The sequence below is a fragment of the Allobosea sp. P4_E12 genome (genome assembly GCF_056401655.1).
Genome location: NZ_JBFUIY010000086.1, coordinates 1 through 6578, shown reverse-complemented (window position 1 = coordinate 6578; position 6578 = coordinate 1). Strand labels below are relative to the sequence as shown.

The following is a 6578-nucleotide window of genomic DNA, read 5'->3' as shown; positions in this document are numbered from 1 at the left end:
GGCGCTCTCGCCGCGCAGGCCGAGCGCGAAGGCTACAAGGGCGGGCAGGGCAAGACGCCCTATCACGGCTACTACTACAAGATCCTCAAGCGCCAGGGGGCCGCGGCGCCAGGCGGAAGCCTCGACTATGTCGTCGGCGGCAAGATGATCGGCGGCTTCGCCCTGCTCGCCTATCCCGCCGAATACGGCACCTCCGGCGTCATGAGCTTCATCGTGAACCACGAGGGTACGGTGTATCAGAAGGATCTGGGACCCAAGACCAGCCGGATCGCGACGCGGATGCGCTCATACGATCCCGACAAGACCTGGGAGAAGGTTTCGGTGCCGCAGAGTTGATGGCAGTCCACCTGGCGGACACGACCGGGAATGGCTTTGGGGCCGATGATGCCGGACAATCGCGAGGTCGAGCTGAAACTCATTCCCATGAGTGGGGACCTCGAGCACTATGCCCGGGCGGCCAAGGCGTTGGGGACAAGCGGGAAGGGCAGGACACGGCGCCTGCACTCCGTCTACTTCGATACCCCCAAGCTCAAGCTGCGGCGCAAGGGCTATTCGCTTCGCATCCGGCATGACGGCCGGAAGAACATCCAGACGGTCAAGTCGAGTGGCGCCGGAGCGATCATGCGCGGCGAGTGGGAGTGCGCCGTCGCGACCGATGCACCGTCGAAGGATACGCTCGCAGGGACGCCTCTGTGCGATGTGCTGGGCGACCGCGACCTGAGCAACTTGCGAGCGGTTTTCAGCACGCAGGTCAGGCGCAGGACCTTCGTCATCATGCGCCCCGATGCGACGGTGGAACTGGCGCTCGACATCGGAGAGATCCAGGGCGATGGCCGGTCGCTGCCGATCTGCGAGGCCGAGCTCGAACTCGCAAGCGGCACGCCGACTGCGCTCCTGAGCTGTGCCCGTGATCTGGCATCGATCGTGCCCTCGCTGCCGGTATTGTCGTCCAAGGGCGAGCGCGGCTTCCGGCTGAGCGCGGGTTCCCCGCAGAGCGCCGTCAGCGAACTGTCCTTCGATGTCACGCCGGGCATGAGCACGGAACAGGCCATCCAGAGCACGTTCTCCACTTGCTTCACCGGACTCTTCGATAACTTTGCCCTGCTCGCGGCGGGCGGCGGCGGCGAGGCGCTGCATCAAGCACGGGTCTGCATTCGCCGGATACGGGCGCTCGCCTCATTGTTCGAGCCGGCCCAGCAATGGCGAGGTGACAATGACCTTTCGCCACGGCTTCGCTGGCTGACCCAGTTTCTTGGTGCATCCCGCGAGGTCGATGTCCTCTGCGAGACCGTCCTGGCAGCGCTCGGCGCCAGCTATGGCAGCGCCCCGGGCGTTGCGGATCTGAGAGCGGTCTTTGAAACCCGGGGCGAGCACGCTCGTGAAACGGCGATCGACTATCTGAAGTCGCCGGCAGCCCTGGAGCTCAGCCTCGACCTGCTCGGCGCGCTGGCACGAACCTCGCCGACGCCGCAACAGGCCGAGCTGCTCCAGATGCCGATCGGGCGCTATCTGAGACGCGAACTTCGGCCGCGACTGAAGTCTTTCCTCAAGCGCTGCCGGCACATCGAACGGCTCGATCCACCCGAACAGCATGAGGCGCGCGTTCGCGCCAAGAAGCTCCGCTACATGATCGACCCCTTCGGTGCGCTTCTGGCCCGGCGAAGCTTCTCCAGCCTCATCGAGCCTCTCCAGACAATCCAGCGCGTCCTTGGCGACCTCAATGACCGCAGGACCGGTGAAGCCTTGCTCATGAGCTATGTCGAGGAGGTGCTGGGCGGGGATAGCGGCGGCAGCCGCATTCTCTTCGCCGCCGGCCTTGCAACTGCGCTCTGCCGCGCTTCCGACACCAAGGACGTGACGGATAGCGCGGCGGCTGCCCGCTCCAGGCTGGAGCGTTCTGATCTCGACTTCGACGAGGGAGAGGATTCCGGCCTGGCATAGCCTGCGCCGCTGGGCTCGCCGGACAAGGCGCAAGGAAGCAATGATGTTCGGTCGCCTTCCAATCCTGAGCGGCTTCTCTGGCTTCTCGCCCGACTGGCTGCGCTTTGACGTGACCGCAGGCCTGGCGGTGGCGGCGGTCGCGATCCCGAGCGCCATTGCCTATCCCGCGATCGCAGGGCTGCCCGTCGAGGTGGGGATCTATGCGAGCATCCTGCCGCTCGTCGGCTATGCGCTCTTCGGGCCCTCCCAAAAGCTCATGCTTGGCCCCGATGCGGCGACGATGACGGTTCTTGCCGCGGTCATGGCCGCGATGCCTGCCGGCTCTCCCGAGGAGCGGGTCGCCACTGCTGCGGCGCTTGCATTGGCTGTCGGCATCCTCAGCCTTCTTGCCAGCACGGTCGGCCTCGGCGCCATCGCGGCCTTCCTGTCCCGGCCGATCCTGATCGGATTCATCAGCGGCATCTCGATATCGATCATGGTGGGCCAGATCGGTCGGCTGACCGGCGTGAAGATCGACGCCGACGGCTTGCTGGCCCCAGTCCTGGAACTGTTGCGAAGATCGGATCTGATCCATTGGCCATCGGTGACGCTGGGAGCGGCGATGCTGGCGCTTCTGCTGATCCTGCCACGCCTGCGCTTTCCGATCCCGGGGCCTCTCGTCGTCGTCGTCGTTGCAGCCATCGCCTCCCATCTGTTCAATTTCGAGGCGATGGGTATCAAGGTCGTCGGCCGCCTGCCAAACACACTCCCGGCCCTGTCGTTTCCCACCGGGGCTGCCTTGCCGCTGCGCGAACTCGTGCTCGGCGCCGGGGCCGTCTGGCTCGTCGGCGTCAGCGCCGGGCTCGTCAGTGCGCGCAGCTTCGGGGTGCGCGGCAATTTTCCGATCGATGCCAACCGCGAGCTCGTCGGCATCGGCGCGGCCAATATCGCATCGGGATTGTTCAGCGGCTTTCCGGTCACCATCTCGGATTCGCGTACAGCGATAAACCTGGCTGCCGGAGCACGATCGCAACTGGCCGGGCTGGTTGCGGCCGGCGCGCTGACGGCGCTGCTGCTCTACCTCAATCAGGCGCTGCGCGTGCTGCCGGTGCCGGCGCTGGGCGCCATTCTGGTCGCAGCGGCGTTGAATCTCATCGACATTTCCGGCTTGAGGGAAACCTGGCGCATCAGCCGGGTCGAGTTCGTCTTTGCGCTGATCAGCATGTGGGGAGCGATCAGCCTGGGGGTGTTGAGCGGCGTGGTGATCGCCATTGCTGGGACCCTGCTTCATCTGCTGCTCAAGGACATGCGACCGCGCGATGCCTTGCTCGGGCGCGCTGCCGGCAGGCCGGGCTTCTACAAACTTCATCGGGTACAGGAGGCGCGGCCCGTTCCAGGGCTGGTGATCTACCTGGTTCAGGGCAGCGTGCTGTTCTTCAATGCCGAATACGTCAAAGCCCGGATCGAGGGTATCGTCGATGCGGCACCGCCGGGGACGCGCTGGCTCGTGATCGACGCCAGCGCGATCGCCCAGATCGATTCAACTGCTGCGGTCATGCTCGGTGAGCTGCAGGGGTGGCTTGCAGAGCGCGGCGTGACGCTGGCCGTCGCGGAGCTGCACCGGGATCCGATGGACATCCTCAGGCGATCGGGTTTTCTCGATGCGATTGGGCCAGGGTTGATTTTCGACGAGCTTCAGGATGCCGTCGGCGCCTTTGAAGCCGAGCGCCGCGTCATTCCAGCAGGCTAAGGCATCGGCCCGAAAAGTGGATTCCGGTTTTTGGGAAAGCCGATGCAAACACAAAAGGTTAGATTATCGGACCGGATACGGTTTCCGGTTCGATGATCTAACCGGCCGGCCGCGAGCGGGCCTCCCGAATGAGGATGTCGACGCTGACGATGAAGACCCAGACCGGGAAGATGATCACGGTCCAATCCAGGAATTGGCTGCCGATCAGGATGATGGCGGCGGCGATATACCCTGTGATCGCCGTTGCGCGTGCGGCAATTCCGGTGCGCAGGACGATCGTCGAGGCCGTCATCAGGAAAACGCCCGCCATTTTCAGGGCGTAGATGCTGGTCAGGTGATAGGCGAGCGACCGCGCAAGCATGAAGGTCATCGATCCCGGCAGGTCCCTGGGAAGCGCGGAATAGGCGATGAGGATGGCTCCGACCGAAGAAGCGGAGACGAAGAGCAGGCCGATGAACAGAAGACCGCTTCCGAGAAAGACCGTCGCAAACAACTTGTCTTCGGCCGCCCCCATCCGGTCGCGGAGGACACCGACGAACCACAGGAACGCGATGCCCGCGAACGGGATCAGGTTGAGCGCGAGCGACACTTTCCAGGATTGCGGACCCAGCCAGTCGCCAGGGTCTCGCGGGTCCAGCCGCACGGTGTCGAGGATCAGAAAAAGCGAGGTAAGCAGCAGCACCGAAAAAAGGATCCCGGCGGCGGCGGCAGCCCTCGGGGTCTTCAGGCCCTTTGCCGGATGCGGGTTGTAGCCACTCGCTAGGAGGTCGGTTGTCATCGTGGTCCAACCCTTCTTTCAAAACGGCTCCAGAACGCTGACGAATCTCCGGGAAACACGCCGTTTTGTCAGGCGCCAGGTTCCCATTGGTTTGTTGCGGTGGCAATCGAACTGCACGGACATGATGCAAGGCTGGCTGGCTCTGCCCGACTGATCGCAAGTCATTGCTACGAGATAAGGCCCAGTTGCTCCGCGGAGAGGACAAGCTCGGCTATCGAGCGTGCGGCCATCTTTTCCATCACATTGTGCCGGTGAGCCTTGACGGTGCGAATGGTGGTTCCGAGTTCGTAGGCGATCTGCTTGTTCATCCGGCCTCGCGCCACAAGAGCGAAGACCTCGCGTTCCCGCGGGGTGAGGCTGCCGAGCCGGAGCGCTCGCGATACAGCACCATCGTCATTGTGCCTGGTGCGGCGACAGCGTGCGAGCGCCCGGTTTATCGCATCGAACAGCACGTCCTTGGTGACCGGCTTCGTCAGGAAATCCTCTGCGCCGGCCTTGATCGTGCGGACACTGGTTGGAATGTCGCCATGACCGGTGAGGAAGATCACGGGCAATCGCGATCCGGCCGCATTGAGGCGGAGCTGAAGATCAGGGCCGCTCACGCCTGGAATATCGACGTCGAGCAGAATGCAGCCGTCCGTTCCTTCGTCGGGAAGCTGGTCCAGGAGCTCGGCTCCGGTCCCGTATGATTTCGTCTGGAAGCCGGAGGCTTCGAGCAAGCGAACCATTGCGGTCCTGAAGGAGATGTCGTCATCGACCAGATAGATATTGGCTGGCATGGAGGCGCTTCATGTCTTCATGGCGGGGAGATGGATGTGGAAGGCAACACCGCCATCATCGCGGTTGTCCACCCAGATCCGCCCGCGATGGGCGAGAATGATCTTCCTGCTGATCGCCAGGCCGAGCCCCATTCCATCGGCTTTGGTGGTGTAGTACTCGTCGAAAATTCTCGACAACGACTGAGGCGGGACTTTCGGTCCGTAGTTGATGATGGATATCTCGACGATGCCTCGTCCGTGAAATGCACTCTTTACGATGATATCTCTTCGAGAACTGCCATGGCCGATGATGGCATCGAGCGCGTTGATGGTGATGTTGAGGATCACCTGCTGAATCTGGATGGCATCGGCCGGGATCTCCGGAAGATTCTCGTCCAGCTCTGATCTCAGACCGATATCGTTTGCGGCAGCGCGGCTGGATACGAGCCGGAATGTATCGCGGATGCAGCGATTCAGATCGATCGTCTGAGCAGGCGATGGCGCGAGTCGGATCATGTTCCGCACGCGGTCGATGATCTCGACCGCGCGCATTTCGTCCCGTTTGATGTCCGCGACAATGTCCTGAAGCTCCGCGATGCTGGGGGCCGCATTCTTGAGGATGATCTCGGCCGCTTCAGTATTGATGAGGATTGCGCTGAGCGGTTGCTTGAGTTCGTGCGCTATGTACGCGGACATTTCTCCCAGCGAAATCCGCCGATTGACCGTCATGGCTTCCGAAATGAACTGACTTGCCTCCTGCTCGGCCACGGCGCGTCGTTGGCGTTCGAACAGGAACAGGAGGATCAGCAACGCTTGCAGGAAAAAGGCGATCGAGATGCCTGCGATCGACCAGCCATATTGTTCCCAGGCTGTGGGCCGACGAGCGACGATGTCTAAGTACTTGGTACTATTCAACACTTCGTCCGGTCCGGAGCCGAGGACGAGATTGAGGAGAAGGCCGGAGATCACCGCCAGCGCGAAGACGCCACAAAGGATCAGGTATCGATGCCGGCCGGCGTGCAGCGTCGCCGTCGGGATCTCGCCCCCCGCGCGAAATCGAACGTCCAGTGCTACCTCAGAGCGTTGCAATATGGCCTCCCGGTGGCTGCCTCACTTCGTTGCGTTTCAGCAGGTTTCCGCGACCCAGTGCCTCGCGAAACTCGTTTCCTGGTGGTCGTCCAGTTTCTGGCGCTTCGGCAGCTTGATCTTCTCGCGCGGCGGCGCCTCGTAGGGGATCGAGGACAGGATATGAGAGATGATGTTCAGCCGAGCGCGGCGCTTGTCGTCGGAATGGACGGCAAACCAGGGCGCCCAGCTCGTATCACTCGCCCGGAACATGTCGTCGCGGGCTCGGGAATAGTCATTCCAGCGG

General features: G+C 62.9%; 6 protein-coding genes and 1 pseudogene. 3 read left to right on the top strand and 4 right to left on the bottom strand.

The genetic code is table 11. The annotated features are described in order from the left end of the window. The 3 genes from AC1DW9_RS35890 to AC1DW9_RS35880 form a co-directional block, all read left to right on the top strand. A partial coding sequence (locus tag AC1DW9_RS35890) for a DUF2950 family protein (protein WP_476855373.1) occupies positions 1-336 on the top strand: 336 nt, incomplete at its 5' end. A 30-nt stretch (positions 337-366) separates the two neighbouring features. Next, positions 367-1941 (top strand): CYTH and CHAD domain-containing protein, encoded by a 1575-nt coding sequence (locus AC1DW9_RS35885; RefSeq protein ID WP_441509102.1) that lies wholly within the window; start codon positions 367-369, stop codon positions 1939-1941. Positions 1942-1984: 43 nt separating this feature from the next. Continuing rightward, a complete protein-coding gene (locus AC1DW9_RS35880; RefSeq protein ID WP_441509103.1) occupies positions 1985-3670 on the top strand; it encodes a SulP family inorganic anion transporter in 1686 nt (561 codons plus the stop codon). A gap of 97 nt (positions 3671-3767) precedes the next feature. Here the strand turns inward: AC1DW9_RS35880 and AC1DW9_RS35875 are convergent, their stop codons facing one another. From AC1DW9_RS35875 to AC1DW9_RS35860, 4 genes and pseudogenes are all read right to left on the bottom strand, one after another. Continuing rightward, the gene (locus tag AC1DW9_RS35875) at positions 3768-4448 is read right to left on the bottom strand and encodes a hypothetical protein (RefSeq protein ID WP_476777378.1); all 681 of its coding nucleotides are present in this window, start codon (positions 4446-4448) and stop codon (positions 3768-3770) included. Positions 4449-4615: 167 nt separating this feature from the next. Beyond that, positions 4616-5227, bottom strand: a complete 612-nt coding sequence (locus tag AC1DW9_RS35870) for a response regulator transcription factor (RefSeq protein WP_441509105.1) — start codon at positions 5225-5227, stop codon at positions 4616-4618. Positions 5228-5236: 9 nt separating this feature from the next. After that, on the bottom strand, positions 5237-6295 hold the full coding sequence (locus AC1DW9_RS35865) for a sensor histidine kinase (RefSeq protein ID WP_476777377.1): 1059 nt from the start codon (positions 6293-6295) through the stop codon (positions 5237-5239). 36 nt (positions 6296-6331) lie between these two features. Further along, positions 6332-6578 (bottom strand): annotated as a pseudogene (locus AC1DW9_RS35860) (polyphosphate kinase 2); the annotation flags it as partial.